Annotated in this window: 12 protein-coding genes; 6 read left to right on the top strand and 6 right to left on the bottom strand. The window is 52.0% G+C overall.

Annotated elements, in window-relative coordinates:
- Positions 1 to 8: 8 nt before the first annotated feature.
- The 3 genes from mpl to trpC all read left to right on the top strand — a co-directional run bounded on the left by mpl (position 9) and on the right by trpC (position 3,389).
- Entirely contained in the window at positions 9 to 1,364 is a 1,356-nt protein-coding gene (mpl, locus tag V3O24_RS08305; RefSeq protein ID WP_331306895.1) for a UDP-N-acetylmuramate:L-alanyl-gamma-D-glutamyl-meso-diaminopimelate ligase, read from the top strand.
- Positions 1,365 to 1,559: 195 nt separating this feature from the next.
- Entirely contained in the window at positions 1,560 to 2,576 is a 1,017-nt protein-coding gene (gene trpD / locus V3O24_RS08300; protein ID WP_104423771.1) for an anthranilate phosphoribosyltransferase, read from the top strand.
- Between the two features lie 12 nt (positions 2,577 to 2,588).
- Complete coding sequence (trpC, locus tag V3O24_RS08295; protein WP_104423770.1) at positions 2,589 to 3,389, top strand: indole-3-glycerol phosphate synthase TrpC; 801 nt, start codon at positions 2,589 to 2,591, stop codon at positions 3,387 to 3,389.
- A 191-nt stretch (positions 3,390 to 3,580) separates the two neighbouring features.
- On the opposite strand, the gene V3O24_RS08290 is transcribed toward trpC, so the two are convergent.
- Together V3O24_RS08290 and V3O24_RS08285 are read right to left on the bottom strand one after the other, a co-directional pair.
- Positions 3,581 to 6,064, bottom strand: coding sequence for a S8 family peptidase (locus tag V3O24_RS08290; protein ID WP_104423769.1), 2,484 nt, complete (start codon positions 6,062 to 6,064; stop codon positions 3,581 to 3,583).
- Positions 6,065 to 7,057, bottom strand: a complete 993-nt coding sequence (locus V3O24_RS08285) for an ATP-binding protein (RefSeq protein WP_104423768.1) — start codon at positions 7,055 to 7,057, stop codon at positions 6,065 to 6,067. It abuts the gene before it with no gap.
- A gap of 565 nt (positions 7,058 to 7,622) precedes the next feature.
- On the opposite strand from V3O24_RS08285, the gene murI reads away from it, so the two are divergent.
- Positions 7,623 to 8,417, top strand: coding sequence for a glutamate racemase (murI, locus tag V3O24_RS08280; RefSeq protein WP_331306894.1), 795 nt, complete (start codon positions 7,623 to 7,625; stop codon positions 8,415 to 8,417).
- A 90-nt stretch (positions 8,418 to 8,507) separates the two neighbouring features.
- On the opposite strand, the gene V3O24_RS08275 is transcribed toward murI, so the two are convergent.
- The 4 genes from V3O24_RS08275 to V3O24_RS08260 all read right to left on the bottom strand — a co-directional run bounded on the left by V3O24_RS08275 (position 8,508) and on the right by V3O24_RS08260 (position 17,323).
- Complete coding sequence (locus V3O24_RS08275; protein WP_331306893.1) at positions 8,508 to 11,009, bottom strand: glycogen/starch/alpha-glucan phosphorylase; 2,502 nt, start codon at positions 11,007 to 11,009, stop codon at positions 8,508 to 8,510.
- A gap of 27 nt (positions 11,010 to 11,036) precedes the next feature.
- Positions 11,037 to 11,795: an AAA family ATPase gene (locus V3O24_RS08270; protein ID WP_104423764.1), complete on the bottom strand. Its 759-nt coding sequence runs from the start codon at positions 11,793 to 11,795 to the stop codon at positions 11,037 to 11,039.
- Positions 11,796 to 11,891: 96 nt separating this feature from the next.
- On the bottom strand, positions 11,892 to 13,751 hold the full coding sequence (locus V3O24_RS08265; RefSeq protein ID WP_331306892.1) for a diguanylate cyclase: 1,860 nt from the start codon (positions 13,749 to 13,751) through the stop codon (positions 11,892 to 11,894).
- Positions 13,748 to 17,323, bottom strand: coding sequence for a response regulator (locus tag V3O24_RS08260; RefSeq protein WP_331306891.1), 3,576 nt, complete (start codon positions 17,321 to 17,323; stop codon positions 13,748 to 13,750). Before V3O24_RS08260 ends, V3O24_RS08265 begins: the two co-directional genes overlap by 4 nt.
- Here V3O24_RS08260 and V3O24_RS08255 point away from each other — a divergent pair.
- Together V3O24_RS08255 and hemL are read left to right on the top strand one after the other, a co-directional pair.
- Entirely contained in the window at positions 17,322 to 17,636 is a 315-nt protein-coding gene (locus V3O24_RS08255; RefSeq protein ID WP_104423761.1) for a hypothetical protein, read from the top strand. The genes V3O24_RS08260 and V3O24_RS08255 overlap by 2 nt on opposite strands.
- Positions 17,629 to 18,915 (top strand): glutamate-1-semialdehyde 2,1-aminomutase, encoded by a 1,287-nt coding sequence (gene hemL, locus V3O24_RS08250; RefSeq protein WP_331306890.1) that lies wholly within the window; start codon positions 17,629 to 17,631, stop codon positions 18,913 to 18,915. The genes V3O24_RS08255 and hemL overlap by 8 nt, the downstream gene beginning before the upstream one ends.
- Positions 18,916 to 18,988 lie beyond the last annotated feature (73 nt).

The raw sequence follows: 18,988 nt of genomic DNA, 5'->3' as shown, positions 1-18,988 counted from the left end.
ATAAAACATTGCATATTCACATCTTAGGTATTTGCGGGACATTTATGGGCGGGCTTGCCGTCATTGCGCGGCAGTTGGGGCATCAGGTCAGCGGTTCCGACCAGAATGTTTATCCGCCGATGAGCACACAGCTGGAGCAGCAAGGCATAACGTTGATGGAAGGCTATCGGGCCGAGAACCTGGACAGCAAACCCGATCTGGTGATTATCGGCAATGCCTTGTCGCGCGGCAATCCCGAAGTCGAGGCGGTGCTTAACCGGGGACTGAGATATGTATCCGGCCCGCAATGGCTGGCGGAGCATGTGTTACAGGACAAATGGGTGCTGGGCGTCGCCGGAACCCACGGCAAAACCACCACGACCGGCATGTTGAGCTGGATACTGGAACATCAGGGATTTAAGCCGGGCTTTTTGATCGGCGGCATCCCGCTGAATTTCGGCATTTCGGCGCGGCTCGGCGAGTCCGATTTTTTTGTGATCGAGGCCGACGAATACGATTCGGCGTTTTTCGACAAGCGCTCAAAGTTTGTCCATTACCGGCCCCGCACCGCGATTCTTAATAACCTTGAATACGACCATGCCGATATTTTCCCCGACCTGGATGCGATCAAAAAACAATTCCATCATCTGGTCAGGACAGTACCCGGCGAAGGCCTGATCATCAGCCCCGAATGCGACGCCAATATCAATGATGTTTTGACGATGGGCTGCTGGACGCCGGTTGCGAAGACTTCGATTAACGCCGATGCACAGTGGAACGCACAGCTGATCAACAGCGACGGCAGCCAATTCAACGTACTGATGGATAACCAAGCGCAAGGCTGCGTCGAGTGGCCGCTGACCGGCGAGCATAATGTCTACAATGCGCTGTCTGCGATAGCCGCCGCAAAGCATGTCGGCATCCTGCCCAAGGATGCGATAGCTGCGCTGGGACAATTTAAAAACGTCAAGCGCCGGATGGAAGTGATAGCAAATATTAAGGGAGTGACACTCTACGACGACTTCGCCCACCATCCGACCGCGATACAAACGACGTTGGACGGCCTGCGCAAACAAGTGGGTCAGGATCGTATCATCGCGATAGTCGAGCCGCGCTCGAACACCATGCGTCTGGGTGTGCATACCAAAACGCTGGCCGAATCGCTGGGCAACGCCGATCTGGCGATCATCTACCAGCCGGAAGGCATGGGCTGGGACTTGGGCGAACTGAAAAAGTACGCCGGTAATATCGAAATCTGCTCATCGCTGGATGACATCATCGCCAAGCTGAAATTCGAAGCGCGTTACGGCGGGCATTTCGTGTTGATGAGCAACGGCGGCTTCGGCGGCATTTATCAGCGCTTGCAGGATGCTTTGAAAAGCTGACTCTAATAATGGATTACAGATTGTTCATAACTTGTTTTTATTACCATGAAGAGCATGAAGATAATGAAGGGATACACATGAAGTCAATACTGCTATCTTCATTTCCTTCATGCTCTTCACGGTAAAAAATCAATGATATTTCTCCAAGCCGGGACGGGGTATTTCCCCCGTCCCTAACGTTTAATATAAATCCGAATGCAAATACAACAAGCCCTGCAAGCCCTGCTGAACAAACAAAACCTTAGCTACGACCAAATGCGCGACGTGATGCATCAGATCATGAGCGGCAAAGCCACCGACGCGCAAATCGGCGGCTTCCTGATCGCCCTGCGCTGCAAAGGCGAAACCATCGACGAAATCGCCGCCGCCGCCGAAGTATTGCGCGAACTGGCAAGCAAAGTAGCCGTAACAGGCGACCATGTCATAGACACTTGCGGCACCGGCGGCGACGGCGCGAACACCTTCAACATCTCCACCACCTGCGCCTTTGTCGTGGCCGCAGCGGGCGGACAGGTCGCCAAACACGGCAACCGTTCCATATCGAGCAGTTGCGGCAGCGCCGACCTGCTGGAAGCCGCCGGGGTCAACCTGGATTTAAGCGCCGAACAAGTCGCGCATTGCGTCAATGAAATCGGCGTCGGTTTCTTGTTTGCGCCCAAACATCACGGCGCAATGAAATATACCAGTAATGTCCGCAAAGAAATGGGCGTAAGAACCCTGTTCAACCTGTTGGGCCCGTTATCCAATCCCGCCGGAGCGCCGAATCAGTTGATCGGCGTATTTGCCAAGGAATGGGTGGAACCGCTGGCGCACGTTCTGAAAAAACTCGGCAGCAAGCATGTGCTGGTCGTCAATGCCGACGACGGCCTCGATGAAATCAGCATTGCAGCGCCGTCAACCATTGCCGAACTGAAAGACGGTAACGTCACAACCTATACGATTACGCCGGAACAATTCGGTTTTAAGCGAGCCAGTCTGGCCGAATTGGCCATTGATGGTGCAGCCTCCAGCCTGGTGATGGTAAAATCGGTGCTGGACAATAAAGCCGGAGCGGCCAGGGACATCGTGGCGCTCAATTCCGGGGCGGCGATTTACGCGGCCAATATCACCGATTCCTTAAGCGCAGGCATAGAAAAAGCTGGACAGCTTATCGCCGGCGGCGCGGCAAAAGCCAAATTCGACGCGTTGATCGCTTATTCAAAAACCTTATAAAAACTAAAAGCCATGACCGATACGCCAGACATTTTAAAGAAAATTCTCGATAAAAAAGCCGAAGAGATAGCCCGACGCAGAACAGGCATGACCATCGCCAATCTGGAAGAAATTGCCGGTGGGGTTGAAGGCCCGCGCGGATTTTACAACGCGCTGCAAAGCAAGGTCTTGGCCAAAAAACCGGCGATTATCGCGGAAATCAAAAAAGCCTCGCCCAGCAAAGGCGTAATCAGGGAAGATTTTAACCCGATCGCGATCGGCCAGGATTACGCGATGAACGGCGCGGCCTGTCTGTCGGTATTAACCGATAAGGAGTTTTTCCAAGGCTCGGAAGTCTACCTGCAAATGGTCAGGGAACGCTGCCCGCTGCCGGTATTAAGAAAAGACTTCATGATCGACCCCTATCAAATCTATGAAGCCCGCGCCTTGGGTGCAGACTGCATATTGCTGATCGCCGCCGCGTTGGAAGACGGCCAAATGCATGAGCTGTCGGATACCGCAACCAAACTGGGCATGGACGTATTGGTGGAAGTGCATAATGCGGAAGAACTGCAACGGGCATTAACGCTGGACACCAAACTGATCGGCATCAACAACCGCAATCTGCGCACGTTTGAAACCTCGTTGCAGACCACTCTGGATTTAAAAGCCGATGTTCCGGCGGATCGATTGATCATCACCGAAAGCGGCATTCATACCCATGAAGACGTACAGTTGATGCTGGATAACGGCATCTACACCTTCCTGGTCGGCGAAGCGTTTATGCGGGCGGAAAGTCCGGGGCAGAAGATGCGGGAGTTGTTTGGGTTGTAGAAAGATTCCCGTTTTTTTCATATTGCGGATACTTAGATGGGGTCCTCTTTTGGTTTAAGACGTTTGTTTTGCATAATCAAAGTGTGACTCCATGTGTAATGCGGAGTTACTCTGATTTTTGTATTTTGTTTTAGCTTTAGCTTGGTTATGGTGAAATTTCAACGAAACTGTGCGCCTCATTCATGTGACTATCACACAGCCAAAGATATAACTGATTGATTTTTAATTTCAACTGGCGTGTAAATATCTGTTTCAACTCCCGGTGTCTTAATACTGACAATCAATGTATAGCGAGCTTGTTTGCCCCATCGATCCAGATTTGCTCGCTCTTTCCACCAGCCCAACACAGGATAAACGGCAATATAACCACGTTCTGCAAGTTCCGCCGCGGAACCATGCCATGTATCTGAATGAATGGAACCCAAGCTACGCAATTTTTCGCCCAATTTCCATTCGCCACTTTCGGGCTGTGCTTGACTGTTATATTCTTCATCACGCGCAAGTTGATTGATGCGTTGTTTAAATTGTTCCAGGCTTTCAAGTGATCGACGCACATCAAAACGTAAGCCGTGGGATGCATAACGGTATTTGTTTACCCATCCTCTTGATCCGGGATTCGGTTCGATAAAATAAGATAAGGTTACTTTCATTTCGACGCGGGTATTTGCTGGTAAGTCACGTAATACTTCAGTGGGCCAGGGTAGGCTATGTAAATTAATATCGCGGGTTTTAACTGTGCTTTTATCTTTAAAATATGGCTGTAACGCATCCTGAGCAATTAGTGTCAATTCGTTTCGACTGCTCCAAAATAACGTTTCTTCATCGGGAACGCCATACCCACAATAGCGCAGTAATTGGCGGTATTGGTCTTTGGTATTGAATGGGGCAAATCTTGTTTTCATCGCATCTGTCCATTTTGCAGAATGGACCATTAATGCCCGTATGGTTTCCGGCCAGTACTCGGGATAGTGGGTTTGTACTTTCGCAGCCAAATGAGCAGCCAATGCCGCTGCTGCGCTGGTATCTCCGAATGAAACCAGTTGTTTATCAAGTAAAAACTTATGTCCTGTAGTCAATAATTGTAGAGCATCATCAATATAGTCGGCATTGCCGTATATCGGATCGATAGCCATATTACCTGCTTCCATAACAATATCGGGTTTTATGGGCCAGGTTTTTTGCCAATCCATGGAAGTGCAACTGGATGGGGATAGATCTCCTAGTGGAGCTATCGGCAACCAACCTGGATATTCTACCGAATCAAGCCAGACTTTTTCGGTATACCCTCCAACTGTTAATGCATTCCATGATTGCCCCGGATCATGCACCTCGTCGGCCAGATTATTGTTCGGATACATGTGTCTAAAAGCTTGAGCCGTGTTGCCGGCAGACAGAATAATCAATCGCTGTTGTTCATCGTCATAACCCGATGCAAGCGCATCAACAGCAGCCGACCAAGAGGAAGGTCGCCCCCTATCCCTATCATCAGTGGCAGATACCGCCATGCAATAGATACGTTGCCGATTGGGTTCGATTTCAACTCGTGTGATACTTTCACGAGTAATCGCACCATATAAGCGTTTATCTTCATGAAAGCCGGGATATGGTGTAATTTTTACCGATTCAATACGATGGGTGAGCTGTATGGGTAAAGCGGAAGCCAACACTTCGGTTAAGTCGCCATAAGCGGATAATCCCGCCATTGCAGTACCGTGACCATTGCGATCATCGGTTCCCCACACCGGGGTATAAGTATGCATATCTGGTGAGTCAGCAACTGGTATTAACAGTGGGTGTTGTTCATTAACCCCAGTATCAAGGATACAGATATAAGGGGATGCATTGGATGGGGGCGTCAATTGCTTCAATGTTTGGCTTATCCAATTATGTTGATCTTGCCTATCCATGCCGGTAAAAAAATCGGCGGTGTCTTTAGCTTTTCTAAGTTCAGCAATAGAGCCTAATAAGTGAATAGAGCGGCTCATCTGTTCCTTAGTGCCATAAACAAGAACAACAGTTCTATCGAGAAATCGTATTGATTCTTTGCCGACCCTCATTTCTAGTTGAGGGGCATGTTCACGAAGAAATGATTCGTAGTCGATGTTATCGCTATGACGTAACCAAACTTCCCACCAGATCGATTCATCGATATTAGGCAATGATTCGGGAGCATCAGTCCAGAGGGCATCCAAGGCAGCCAGTTTAATACCAGCAATACTTTCTACCAGCTCTTTGTGTTTGGGGTTATTTTTGGGTGTGTTTTCTTCCTGATATTGTGAAATCTTCTTCAGAAAATGCGAGAGCTTTCCTTCTGGAACAAAAACGGTGGCAATTGTTTTGTGATCTGCTCCTTTAACTGTACAAAGCTCAATACCGCTGGGCTGAAATTCCAGGCTGCTAAACTTTAATTCGAAGTCTGGTTCGCTTTCAAAGGCTAGGTAAATTCCATTATTGACATCCAGACCGAACGCTTTTTGTTCTTGAATAATGGTAGTTTGTTGAGTTTTTACTTGTTCGATTTGATTAAGCAGTTGTTGGGCGTGAAATTGCCGATCTCTTTGAGGGAGTTGCATTCCAGGTAGGACAATAGCTTTTTGAGGCCTCGTATAAGTGTCTGTACTGGCCAACTTTTTTATTAAAAGATGAGGAAGGCGTTCCTTGCTGTTATCTGCCATTTACGAGTTTACTTGTTGTTTCTGACGGATTAAACACCGCTCTTTTATTGAGTGAATGAGGTCTGAATGACTGACAAATTCTTTATTATGGATAATCGCGTCTTTTATGGCATCTTCGCAAGCCCTAGTAATATCGCCATAACTTAATTTATCCGCTGCTTCAGTCACTTTTGTCCATAAAATTCTGGATGTTTTAAATGCAGCCAGTTTTGACTTGAAGGCTGCGACGATTTCTTTTTTTTCCGGTAAATCATATTCGATCAGATCATCGAAGCGTCGAAACAACGCGTGATCAAGCATCTCTGAATGATTGGTTGCTGCAATTAACAGACTATCGGAAGTATCTTGTTCGATCATCTGCAAGAAACTATTGAGAACCCGTCGTATTTCACCAACATCGTTAGTATTGCCTCTTTGAGCTCCAATGCTGTCGAACTCATCGAATAAATAAACACCACGCGTTTGCTGGATGGCGTCAAAAATCAAACGCAGTTTGCCTGCTGTCTCTCCCATGTATTTTGTCATTAGACTTTCGAGTCTGACAATAAACAGCGGTAAGCCAAGTTCGCCAGCTAAAACAGAAGCCGTCAAGGTTTTTCCGGTTCCTGGCGGACCGATTAACAAAAGTTTTTTACGTGGGGCTAAACCATGAGAACGCAATTTTTGAACGTGTTTATGTTCTTTAATCAGCCTTTGTAGCCGGGTTTCGATATTGGCAGACAACACCATGTCAACCAAACGCAATTTGGGGTATGAAACATTCAGTAAATTACTAAGTTCGCCTTTCGGTTTGACTAAAGGTATTGGCGTTAAATCATTCGTCCGGCGAGTAGATTTTGCCTCATCGATTAAATCCCGAATTTCTTTGGCGAATTTCCCATGCCCTTGCTTTGCCTCTTGAGCGGCCATCTGCATTGCAATAGACAAAAACAGAGCGTCATCGCCATCAACATGCGATTTTAACAAAGCTTTTATTTGATTTGCGATAGCCATAAGCAATGAGTCAAATTAGGTTTCCTAGTGTGGTCATTATAATTCGATATGACCTATAGATCTAAAGAATCCATATTAACAATAATACTTGTGCCATGCTAATAATAGCCACGTTCAATGCTAAATCATCCCCGTATCCTCATGAGAAACAGATGGCAATGGAGTACCATGGTGCCGTCGAAATCTTCATACGGCTCAGGGTGGTTTGCGGCTCGCCGTATTTCACCAGAAGACTATCACGCCACAGAGTTTCCGTTTTGCCGAGTGGGTCGGCAGAGGTAATGATCCAACTGTGTTGGTGCCGGTTTGCGGGCCGAATGATGTTTTCGGGTGAAACGCTGGCAAGCGATAGTTTCTTTCAATGCGAAGTGATTCTGAAAGAGCGCCGCATTCTAACGAAAATAATGATTCCAGAAGACGTTTAAATCTTGTTCATGACAGATAAACGACCTAAGTAGCACCGTCAGCAAGGACAAGAAAATCTATGCTGATGACTGTATAATGGCGCGATATGAAAAGCTCAAAACGAAAAATACACCTTCTTACTGCCCGGTAGTTGCGAAACATGAATGCCGCAAATCCTATTGGCGTTTTCGATTCAGGCGTAGGCGGATTGTCGGTCCTGCATGAGATTCGCCGGTCGTTGCCGGGTGAAGACCTGCTGTATGTGGCGGATTCGGGCCATGCGCCTTATGGGGATAAATCGCAGCAATTCATCGAAAGCAGGTCGATTGCGATCAGCGAATTCTTGGTGAGCAGGAACGCCAAGGCTCTTGTCGTTGCCTGCAATACGGCGACCGGCGCGGCGGTGACGACGTTGCGCTCACGATTCATGATGCCGATTATCGCGATGGAGCCCGCGGTTAAACCGGCGTCGGAGCAAACAAAATCAGGAGTTATCGGCGTTTTGGCTACCAGCCGGACATTGGCCGGCGATAATTTTGTTCGGCTGTTTGCGCGCTATGGCGAGGATGTCGAGATATTGGGACAGGCCTGTCCCGGACTGGTCGAGCAGGTGGAAGCGGGGGATCTGTCGGGAGATAAAACCCGGCTGTTGCTTCAGCGATATGTGCTGCCGCTGCTGGAGCAAAAAGCCGATACGATAGTGCTGGGCTGTACGCATTATCCTTTTTTGGCGCCGTTGATACGGGAGATAGCGGGGCCGGGCGTAGCCGTCATCGATTCCGCCGTCGCCGTTGCGCGGCAACTGAGCCGCCGGCTTGAAGTGGGCGGTTTATTGGCGGATGCGGCCGATGCCGGTACGGAGTGCTTCTGGACCAGCGGTGCGCTGGATAAGGCGAAGCCGCTGTTTTCGCAATTATGGAACGCGGATGTTGAGGTTCGCCCTTTGCCGGATTAAGAACCGCGAAGACACGAAGTTTTTACCTTAGCTGCGTTTTGAATTGCAGGGCGGATGCGCTTTCCGCCCTGCGGCCAAAATTCTTTAAGGCTATTGCACCGGCACAGGCTCCAGCTTCCAGATGTCCCGGTTATAGTCGCTGATGGTTCTGTCGGTGGAGAATTTGCCGCTGTTTGCGCAATTCAATATGCTCATCCGGGTCCAGTGGTCCTTGTCCTGATAGGCCGCTTCCACCCGTTTTTGCGCATCGATGTAGCTCCTGAAATCCGCAATCGTCATCCACGGATCGAACTTGCTTTTAATCGATGCGATAAGCCCGTCGAAAATTCCGGGTTCAAACTGGTTGAAATGCCCGCTTTCCAGCAGATTCATGACCCGCTGCAAATCCTCATCCTGATCGATGATCGCATAAGGGTCGTAATGTTCCCGTCTTGCTTCGATCTGCTCTTCGGTCAGGCCGAACAGGAAAAAGTTTTCGTCGCCGACTTCCTCTCTTATTTCAATATTGGCGCCGTCCAGCGTGCCGATCGTCAATGCGCCGTTCATCATCAGCTTCATATTGCCGGTGCCGGACGCCTCTTTGCCCGCGGTGGAAATCTGCTCGGAAAGATCGGCTGCAGGACAGATTATTTCCATCCCTGAGACCCGGTAATCGGGCAGGAAGAACAGCGTCAGCTTGTCGCCGACATCGGGATCCGAGTTAATCACATGGGCGACATTATTAATCAGCTTAATGGTCCGTTTCGCCATCGCATAACCCGGCGCAGCCTTGCCGCCGATCAACACGCAACGCGCAACCCAGTTGTGGGTGTCGCCGCGCTTGATGCGGTCGTAAAGATGAATTACATGCAGCACATTTAAAATCTGCCGCTTGTATTCGTGGATACGCTTAACCTGTATGTCGAACAGCGCATCGGGGTTCAAATGGATGTCCAGGTATTGTTTTTTGTGCTCCATCAGGCGCTGCTTGGCGTGTTGTTTGATCACGCGCCAGCGACTTCTGAACTCGGCATCTTCGGCAAAAGGCTCCAGCTTTTTTAACTCATCCAGATGAGTTATCCAGCCGTCGCCGATGGTTTCGGTTATCAGCGCGGCCAGTTCGGGATTGCACGAGGCCAGCCAGCGGCGCGGGGTGACGCCGTTGGTCTTGTTGTTAAATTTGTGCGGCCATAGTTCGTAAAAGTCGCGGAACAGGCCCTGTTGCAATAACTGGGAATGCAATTGGGCGACGCCGTTGACCGAAAAGCTGCCGACTATCGCAAGATAGGCCATGCGCACCTGCTGCTCGTCGCCTTCCTCGATAAGCGACATTCTGGCCAATCTGGCCTTGTCGCCGGGCCAATGCGCGGCAACTTCGGCTAAGAAATGGGCGTTTATTTCAAAGATAATCTCCATCAATCTCGGCAACAATCTTTTCATCAGCCTGACCGGCCATTTTTCCAGCGCTTCAGGCAGCAGGGTGTGATTGGTATAAGCCATGGTTTGCCGGGTAATGCCCCAGGCTGTCGCCCATGACAGGCCGTGAACATCCATCAGCAGGCGCATCAGTTCGGCAACGGCGATACTCGGATGGGTGTCGTTTAACTGAAAACAGCGTTTTCTGGTGAAATTTGCGAACTCGTGTCCATGCAGCCTGATCCAATGGGAAAGGACGTCCTGCAAGCTGGCGGAAGCCAGGAAATACTGCTGGCGCAGCCTCAATTCCTTGCCGTTTTCATTGGCGTCATTCGGATACAGCACCATGGTGATGTGCTCCGCGGTGACTTTTGCGGCGACCGATTCGGCATAATCGCCCGCGTTAAAGTCATCCAGATTAAACTCCTCGGTCGCCACGGCTTTCCATAAGCGCAAGGTGTTGACGGTGTTGTTTTTATATCCGGGTACCGGTGTGTCAAAGGGAACGGCCAGCACATCATTAGTGCTGATCCAACATACCCGCTGTTTGCCTTTTTCATCGGTCTGTATTTCGGTATGACCGCCAAACTTAATGCGCCACGAATATTCCAACCGCTCAATTTCCCAGATATTGCCGTGCCGCAGCCAGTGATCGGGCTTTTCGACCTGCTCGCCATTGACGATGGTTTGGGTAAACATGCCGTATTCATAACGCAAGCCGTAACCAATGACCGGCAGTTGCAGTGTCGCGCAACTGTCGATAAAACAGGCGGCCAAGCGCCCCAGCCCGCCATTGCCTAGCCCTGCATCAAGCTCCCGGTCAACCAGTTCCTCGATTTCAATACCCAAATCGTGCATGGCCTGGGTGGCTGCATCCGTCACGCCAAGATTAAGCATTGCGTTACTCAGAGTTCTGCCCATCAAAAACTCCATGGACAGGTAAAATACCTGTCTGCTATCCATTTTGTTATAGGTTTGATAGGTGGTTTTCCAACGCTCCATCAGCCGGTCGCGAATCGACAGCGACAACGCCTCGCAGGCATAGAACGGCGACGAACGGAAATTCTCGTCGCGCCCCAGCAAATGAACGTAATACTGTTTGAAGTCATCAATCAAATCCTCTTTGGTTACGCCCAATATAGGGACATCGGTAATTGAAGATTTAGGCTTGCTGGTAACAAATCGTTTATTAGGCATGATTTACTCCAAGAGATTGATGTAAGTTTAAGCGCTGTGCGTTTGGTTAATGCGGGCCAGAATTTCCAGCCACAAGGCATCGTAAGCAACCGTGGACAGGCTTTTTTTGATATAGCCTCCGAGCGGCATACGCTCCAGGCCCATGCGTTCAATGTCGCTGGCGTAAGGAATGGCGGCGGTTAAAATCCCTGCATGACTCGCAACTAGGCTGTCCATGATGTCCCGGTGCATTTTTTTACGCCGGTCGACCATCGAAAAAAACGGGATCAGCACCAGCTGATTCAGTTCATTATCTTCGATGAACTGTTCCAGCTGCTCAAGCGTTCTTAGCGACAATGTCGTGGGGATTATCGGCGACAACAAAATATCGGCGGCCTCAAAAACGGCTTCCGATAATAAGGAGATGTTCGGTGGGCAATCCAGAAAAATAAAATCGTATTCCTCGGCCAAAGGCTTCAGCAGTTTTTTAAGTTGCCGGGTCGGCTTTTTCTTGGCGTCAAGAACCAAATCCAGGTTTCTGAACGAAAAGTCGGCCGGCAATAAATCCAGGTTTTCAAAGTCGGTGCCTTTAATCAGCCCGTCCAGGTCGCGTTTTCCGGCGATTAAGTCTTTGCCGCCGCCTTTGATCTTGGGCTTGATGCGGAAATAATAACTGCTGGCGCCCTGTGGATCGAGATCCCAAACCAGGGTGCGGAAACCGTTGCGGGCGGCCGTGTGCGCCAGGTTAACCGCGCTTGAGGTTTTGCCGACGCCGCCCTTGATGCTGTAGACAGCCAATACATTCATAATCGTGTCTCGTACTGATAACGGGAAAGTTGAAACACGATAACATAACCGCTGCTGTTGGCAAGGTGGGCCGCCTAAACTGTTGCAGGCGGCTGACTAGGGCGACAAGGCAAGCCGTATGCCGTTGCGGTCGGCTTGTTTGACCCGGTACAACGCGTCATCGGCCGATTTCATCAGCTCTTTCCAGCCCGGCTTGGCCCCGGTAGAGCCCGCCACGCCAATACTGACGGTAACCGGGTGGCGCAATACGAGCCCGTGGGGTTGATTTTTTTCGATGGAACTGCGGATGCGTTCGGCCAGCAGCATGGCGGTGGCGCCGTCGGTGTTGGGGGCGATAATCAGAAACTCTTCGCCGCCCAGGCGACAGACAATGTCGTTGGTGCGGGCGGCTTTACGCATCAGTCCCGCCGCATGAGCCAACACCTTATCGCCGACATCATGGCCCAAGGTGTCATTGACCGATTTGAAATGATCCAGATCCAGCATCAAAACGCTTAAGGCTTGATTGGCGCGCCGTGCGGCCGCCGATTCCTGTTCCAGGCGGTTCAGCGCATAGCGCCGATTGGGCAAACCGGTCAGAATATCGGTATTCGCCATAGACTTAAGACGGCGGTTGGCGACCGCCAGTTCCGCGGAATAGCGCTGGATGTCCCGGCTCTCTTTTTCCAGTTCATGTTGCAGCGTGATGATACGCTGGCCGGCCCGGAGCCGCGCCAGCAGCACGCGAAGGCTGACCGGCTTGGTCACATAATCGTCGATACCGGCGTCGAAAGCTTCAACCAGGGCATCCTCTTCTTCGGTCGAGGTCAGCATAATCAGGTAAATGTTTTTGCCAAAAGCCGATGCGCGTAAGGCCTTGCACAGCGTTAATCCATCCATCGGCTTCATGCGCCAATCGGTAATCACCAATTGAGGGTTGTGCTCGACGATATGTTTCAGCGCGGAATCGCCGTCGCGGCATACCGCAACCAGATGCCCCGCCGCCGCAAGCTGTTTGGAGAGACGCGTCCGCATTATCGGGTCGTCATCGACCAGCAGCAAGTTCAAGCCGGATAAAACCGGCTCCAGAGCGGCGGCGGGTTTCAGCAACGGTTGGGATATATCGGTTTTTACCTCGATTAACTTGCCCCATTCGTGCCAAAGCTCGATTGTTTCATCGATAAACGTCAGCAAAGCCGGTTCATCCAGGCCGTGAAGACTGGCTTCCGTTATTAAGTCCGGCAACAACTCGGCCCGATGGGCTTCATCGGCAATGCAGTAGTCCCCGATCAGCCGGGCGAGAATCAGTTGTCTGGCCAGCTGTTCGGTTCGGCTAAGCCCGGCTACATTCCTGTCGAAACTCAGTTTTAAGGCATCCAGAAATATCGCCGGAAAACCCCAGTCGGCCAGCAGTATTAAACTCAAGTCGTTATGATCGATGGCGAAACGTTCGCGTTCCAGGGCGAGAAGGGGCTTGCCTTCCGCCGCGCCAAGACATTCACCGTAGACCTCCGGCCAAGCGGTCGCCAGAGCGAGACTGCCGATGTCGCTAAGCAGTCCCAGGGTAAACGATTCCTCCGGCACGACGGTGGGTTCCAGCGCCGTGATTGCTGCAAGCGACACCGACACCGCCAGCGAACGCGACCAGTAGGCTTCGTAATCAAAACCCCGGCAATGTCCCTGGCTGTTGTTGCCGATCAGGGAAAGGCTTAGCGCGAAATTGCGCACCGCCTGCATACCCATCATCATGACGGCCAATTGAATGTCGGCTATCGGACGTCTGGCCCCGAAGGCCGCCGAATTGGCAAAACGCAAGATGCGTCCGCTTAACGCAGGGTCGACTTTAACCAGCTGGCTCACTTGTTGCACGGTGGTATCGCTTTGTTGCACCAGCTGCATGATGGCCAACGCCGTTCCCGAAGGCGAAGGCAGGCGGTCTGTGGTTTTTAGCTCATTAAGATTGAATTTGGTATTCATTGGTTTTGTCGTTTTCTTTGCAGCAAACTCTCGATTAAACGCACCGTGGCCAGGGTCAAGTCGTCGATCATTGCCTGAAAATCGGTATCGGCGCCGCTACGGGCGGCATGTTCCAGATTCGCCGCAAGGCTGATGGTTTGGTCGGCGCAAAAATGTCCGGCCATGCCTTTAATGGCGTGGGCTGCATCGGCCAATGCCGGAAGATCGGCTTTATCCAGGGCGGTGCTCAATTCCGCGACAGAGACAGGCGCCTCTTCGAGAAACAGGTCTATCATCTCGATCAATAAGTTAATGTCGCCGTCCAGCCGTTCGAGCGCCGATGTTTCATTCCAGCAGGCCGCTGAAATTCCGCTGTTTTCGGCTTGCTCTTTCGCCAAAGGGAGGCCCTGTTCAGCGCCATTATCTTCAGGCGTTGATGCGCTTGTAAGATGGGATGGCGTAACCAGCCAGCGGGCCAATACGATTGCCAAGTCGGCCCGGCTGACAGGCTTGCTGAGATAATCGTCCATGCCTGCGGTCAAGCATTTTTCGCGTTCGCCTGTCGAGGCGTGAGCGGTTAGCGCGGCGATCGGCGTATGCGGCTTGCCGCCCCCTCGGCTACGCTCGGGGCAAGCTCCGGTTATTTCCCGTTCGCGTAAAGTACGCGTCGCTTCGTAACCGTCCATGACCGGCATTTGGCAGTCCATCAGCACCAGATCGTAGGTTTGACGTTCCAGCCGTTCCAGCGCCGCTTGCCCGTTATTGGCCAGGTCGGGCCTAATTTGAAACTTGGCCAGCTGGGAAAGTATTACTTTTTGGTTGACCTTGTTGTCTTCCACGACCAGCACCCGGTTGCCGCTGTAATCCGGCAAAACCTCTGCGGCTTTGGCGACGCCGGCGGTTTTCCGGCCGGGAAGCTGTAATGCGTCGATAATAGCATCAAAAAGCTGCGTTTGTCGTACCGGTTTTAACAGGCTTTGCGCGAATCCCGATGCGATCCTTTCGGCTTGCGAGCCGATGCTGCCCGAGGATAAAAGAATACGCGGGGTGTCGGCAATGGCGGGGTTTGCGATGATCGCGCGCGCCAGGGCGAAGCCGTCCATGTCCGGCATTTGCATGTCCGACAGCAGCAAGTCATAAGGTTCGTTTCGCAGAGCGGCGGCTTCGAGCTCGGCCAGTGCCGCGGGCGCGCTGTCGGCTTCGCTTAAAGTAAACCCCCAGTTGCTTAAGTAATGATTCATAATCATCCGGTTAGTTGCGTTATCGTCGACTATCAAGGCGCGCTTGTCGGCAAAGTTAGCCTGCGGGACCGGGACATCGCTCGCCATCGGCTCCAACGGCAGGGTAAACCAGAAGATTGAACCCTGCCCGGCAGTACTTTCAACGCCGATATGGCCGTTCATAAGCACAACCAGATCTTTGCTGATGGATAAGCCCAGCCCCGTGCCGCCGTATCGCCGGGAGGTGGAACTGTCGGCTTGCGAGAAAGCCTGGAACAGTCTCGTTTGCGCTTCGGCGCTAATGCCGATGCCGGTATCCGTAATCTCAAATCGCAATGCCGTCGGTTTGCCGGGATAGAGTACGGAGCCGTTATTTTCCGGCATGGCGACTTTTACCGAGACTTCGCCCCGCTCGGTAAACTTAACGGCGTTGCCGATCAGGTTGGTCAACACTTGACGGATGCGCGTGGGGTCGCCGTGCCAGCGTAGCGGGAGGTTCATCGGCAGGAAGCAGTTTAACTCCAGGCCCTTGCCGTGGGCGCGGCTGGACAGCAATGTGCAGACCTCTTCGACCAATTCAGGCAGGTTGAACTCGATCTGCTCCAACTCGATTTTGCCCGCCTCAAGCTTGGAAAAATCCAGAATATCGTTGATGATCGTCAATAGAGATTCCGCCGAGTTGGCCGCGATGTCTATCAGGTCCCATTGCTCGCGAGACAGTTGGGTATCCTGCAAAAGATCGAGCATGCCCAAAACGCCGTTCATCGGCGTGCGGATTTCATGGCTCATATTGGCCAGGAACTCGGTCTTGGCCTGTGCGACCTGCAAGGCTGCATCGCGCGCCGCTTCCAGCGAGGTATTGGCTTGATGCTGGAGCAGCGCGAGCGCGATCATTTCGCCGACTTCCGTGAGCATGGCGATACGGGATTCGCTATGCACCGGGTAAGGATCGGTAACGGTAAATAATACGCCGAGAATATCCTCGCCGGAAGCAATAGGCACGATGTAGTGGCCGTGCGGCTGTAGGCCGCCGCAACTGCAATGAGCGGTAACGGACAGTTTCCTGGAGACCGCGACTTGTCCGCACAGGCCGTCGCCGAACGCTATGCGCCGCTCGATGCCGAGACATTGGTCTGCGTCTTGTTCATTGAGCTCTACGAACTTCTCCAGATAGTTTTCATCCTGCGCCCGGAGAAAGATGCAGCCCTTGCGTTGCCGATCCAATGCCTTAAGGCCGAACAGAATGGCAAGAATCTGAATAAAGCGTTGTTCCAGCGTCAGCGGCTGATGCAGTGCTTCCGATATAGACAGCCGGGCGGCGGTATCGTCAGTTTCGATTTGCAAGGCCGCTTCCTGCTCGACTTGTTTGCTGACATCGTGCTGAATCTGAACATAACCGGACAATGCGCCGTCTGCACTCAGGATCGGCGTAATATTGGTCTTGGCCCAGTATTCCAGCGTATCCTGGTCGGAAGCGTTGCCTCGGCGTCGGCCCCGCAACCGGCCGGACCAGGGTTCGCTGCAATGAAGCCTGTCTTGCATTTCGGCAATGGCTCCCTGCATTGCCCTGCCTCCTGCATCCGTGCAGGAGGCGGTAGGGCTGTCCAGCACATAGGGTTTTTGCCCGATCAGCGCATCCTCCGTCCAGCCGGTAAACAGGCATAGCGCCGGATTGGCGTATTGGATGAATCCTTCCGCATCGGTGATCAGTATCATCTCGCTGCTGGCGTCCAGCGCGCGTTTGAGCGCGGTCAGCTTCAGTTCGTTCGCTTTCCGGGCGGTCGTGTCCCGGCGTATCGAAATGTATTGCTTGGGTTTGCCGGCCTTGTCCAGCGAAGGCACGATAGTGCTGTCCACCCAGTACAGTCCCCCGTCTTTGCGGCGGTTGCAGAACTCTCCCTTCCATACCTGGCCGCCTGCGATAGTGCGCCACATGTTGCGGATATAATCCTGGTCGTGATAGCCGGAGTTGACGATACGATGATCCTGACCGATCAGTTCATGTCGGGCATAGCCGGAGACTTTGCAGAACATGTCATTGGCATAGACGATGCGGCCCTGGACATCGGCAATACTGAGCAGGACGTGATTCTCCAGCGCCTCCAACAGCTCCTTATTGGAGGCCGTCCGCTCCTCGGCAATCTGCAAGGTCAGCGGGCGCACCGTCAGAAACCATAACAATGCCGAGCTGAGCGCAGTCAGCAGGGCTATGTTCAAAACCGCATCCTGTAACGGCGACAATACAATGCCCTGTTGATGAATGGCTCCCAATAACAAGATGACCAATGTTTCGGAAACAGAGACGGCTGCAATGATGCACCCTAACGAACAGAGAGAGTTATTTTTCGGGTCTGGCGACAATGGGCTTGTCATGAGCTTTTTTGATGCTGTCTGTTTTTTCATTATGTTGCAAGGAATGAGCCTGATTTGTCAGGGGCTCACCGGTTTTATCGGGCGGCGTATTCCGCGTCTGTTATTAAATAAAGCGCCAAGCCGTAACCCGAATTGGAGCGTATCTTTAAACCCGTTAATTTTCAATAGAATTGTTGAATATGGAACGATAAGCTTTCAATCAACGCTAAGTTATCCTATCCTTTACGCCATTAAATTTAACCTTGTCCGCAACCGTTCCCTACAGGCTTACGGTATACACACCATCTTGGCGATAAAAAACAACCATGACTGAAGCAAGCTCCTTATTTTCCGATGCAAAACTTGTAATTCCAGGCGGCGTCAATTCGCCGGTCCGTTCTTTTAGCGGCGTGGGCGGCACACCGGTTTTTATCGACCATGCCAAAGGCGCTTATATTTACGACAGTGTCGGCAACCGCTATATCGATTATGTCGGTTCCTGGGGGCCGATGATTTTAGGGCATGCCCACCCGGACGTTATCGAGGCGGTCAAACAGGCGGCGGAAAAAGGCCTGAGCTTCGGCGCGCCGACCGAAATCGAAACGCTGATGGCCCAACGGGTTTGCGAGTTGGTGCCGTCGGTCGATATGGTCAGGATGGTCAGTTCCGGCACCGAGGCGACCATGAGCGCAATCCGCTTGGCCCGAGGCTACACCGGCCGCGACAAAATCGTTAAATTTGAAGGTTGTTATCACGGCCATTCCGATGCGTTATTGGTCAAAGCCGGTTCCGGCGCATTGACATTCGGCGTGCCCAGCTCTCCGGGCGTACCGGCTGCCGTTGCCGAAAACACCATTACCCTGACTTACAACGACAGCGAGGCTGTCAAAGCACTGTTTGCCGAGCTGGGCGAGCAAATTGCCTGCATTATCGTCGAGCCGGTCGCAGGCAACATGAACTGCATCCCGCCTGAACCCGGTTTCCTGGAATGCTTGCGCGAGGTATGCGACCGATATAATAGCGTATTGATTTTCGATGAAGTGATGACCGGGTTCAGGGTGGGCTTAAGCGGTGCTCAGGGACTCTATAATATACAGCCCGACTTAACCACGCTGGGCAAAATCATCGGCGGCGGCATGCCGGTCGGGGCTTTCGGGGGCTTGCGAAAAATCATGGAACATCTTGCGCCGCTCGGCCCTGTTTACCAGGCAGGCACGTTGTCCGGCAATCCGGTCGCAATGGCCGCCGGCTTGAAAACACTGGAATTGATTGACCAGCCGGGCTTTTACGAGGCGTTGACCGCAAAAACCGAAAAACTGACTTCAGGCCTGAAAGCCCGCGCCGCTCAGGCCGGTATCGCGATGACCACGAACAGCGTCGGCGGCATGTTCGGGCTGTTTTTCAGCACTGAAACGCAAGTGAGCCGCTTCGCCCAAGTCATGCAATGCGACCAAGACCTGTTTAAACGCTTTTTCCATGCGATGCTGGATGAGGGCGTTTATTTGGCGCCTTCCGCGTTTGAGGCCGGGTTCGTTTCGGCCGCGCACAGCGACGAAGACCTGGAAAAAACCCTGGATATTGCTGAAGCCGTCTTCAGGCGCTTGCAAGCTTAAGCGGAGATGACGTTCGCCGGCAGCAACGTTTAGATAATTATGACAGGACTTTCTGTTGCTCGAGCGCGCCTTC

Source organism: Methylobacter sp. Wu8 (assembly GCF_036440755.1).
Taxonomy (GTDB): Bacteria; Pseudomonadota; Gammaproteobacteria; order Methylococcales; family Methylomonadaceae; genus Methylobacter_A; species Methylobacter_A tundripaludum_A.
The sequence above is the reverse complement of the archived record's forward strand: the minus strand, read 5'-3'. Positions and strand labels throughout refer to the sequence as shown.